The organism is Acetobacter lambici, assembly GCF_011516885.1.
GTDB classification, from domain to species: Bacteria; Pseudomonadota; Alphaproteobacteria; order Acetobacterales; family Acetobacteraceae; genus Acetobacter; species Acetobacter lambici.
The window spans coordinates 1-1053 of sequence record NZ_WOTD01000143.1 but is presented as its reverse complement, the minus strand read 5'-3'; the positions used below and the strand labels follow the sequence as shown (position 1 = coordinate 1053).

Sequence of the window (1053 nt, the reverse complement as noted above, 5' to 3'; positions counted from 1 at the left end):
GGCTCTGTTGCAAAATTCGGGTATTGGGTGTGCTGAACCCTTTTCGTGGGTTTCCCTTACGCGACAGCGTGGGTGACGGGGATTCCGAGCGCGGTGAAGCGGTTGAGTATGGCGATACGGACGTGAAACTCTGTGATCTGACGGTTAAAATCCCTTGCTGACAGGCGCTGGCCCAGCAGCTTGATGCAGTGCATTTTCGCCTCGACGCGGCTTCGTCGATGGTATCCGCTCCACCATCGCCAGATAGTCCGCCCCAAACGGTCTGCACCCCGCAAGGCCTCATTGCGGGCGACCGCGCCGGGTGTTGTGGGGCTCCATGGTTTTGCGTTCTTCCGAGGAGGAATAATGGCCTGCGCTCCACGTTCGGCAATGGTTTCATGACATCGTCGGGTGTCGTAAGCACCGTCAGCTGTGACACTGGCGATATCTTCATCTTCGGGGATCTGAGCCAGGAGCACCGGCAGGATCGGCGCGTCACCAACATCCTTCCCCGTCATTTCAACGGCCCTGATTTCCAGAGACCCTTCGTCGATAGCAATATGAAGCTTGCGCCATATCCTGTGCTTTGACGCCCCGTGCTTACGGGAGTGCCATTCGCCTTCTCCCTCGACTTTGATCCCGGTGCTGTCGATTAGAAGATGAAGCGGCCCATCGGAACCGCGATAGGGGATGTCGACCGTCAGGGATTTCTGCCGACGGCTGAGCGTGCTGAAATCCGGCACCGACCAGTCAAGGCCCGCCAGCCGCAGGAGACTTTCAACAAAACCGGTCGTCTGCCGTAGGGCAAAACCAAACAGAACCTTCAGTGTCAGACAGGTTTGGATCGCAGCTACGCTATAACTCTGCCGCCGGCCCCGACGTCCGGTCGGAAGGCCTTCCCAGACCATCGACAGATCAAACCACACCGTCAGTGAACCGCGCATCTTCAGCGCCGAATTGTAGGAGGACCAGTTCGTCGTGCGGTATCGCGTCGGCTGCGGCTTGCTCATCTCACCTAGCTACCAGAATGGATTCACCCCGTGAATCCCTCGCTACTATTTGCGCAACAAAGCC

1 protein-coding gene is annotated in these 1053 nt (G+C 58.0%); it reads right to left on the bottom strand.

Features of this window, described 5'->3' with window-relative positions:
* Nucleotides 1-56: 56 nt before the first annotated feature.
* Nucleotides 57-989, bottom strand: a complete 933-nt coding sequence (locus GOB86_RS15535) for an IS5 family transposase (RefSeq protein ID WP_165993558.1) — start codon at nt 987-989, stop codon at nt 57-59.
* Nucleotides 990-1053: the final 64 nt, after the last annotated feature.

Bases quoted from the DNA above. Each gene is read 5' to 3' on its own strand.
- GOB86_RS15535 (WP_165993558.1), bottom strand. From the start codon at position 989: ATGAGCAAGCCGCAGCCGACGCGATACCGCACGACGAACTGGTCCTCC.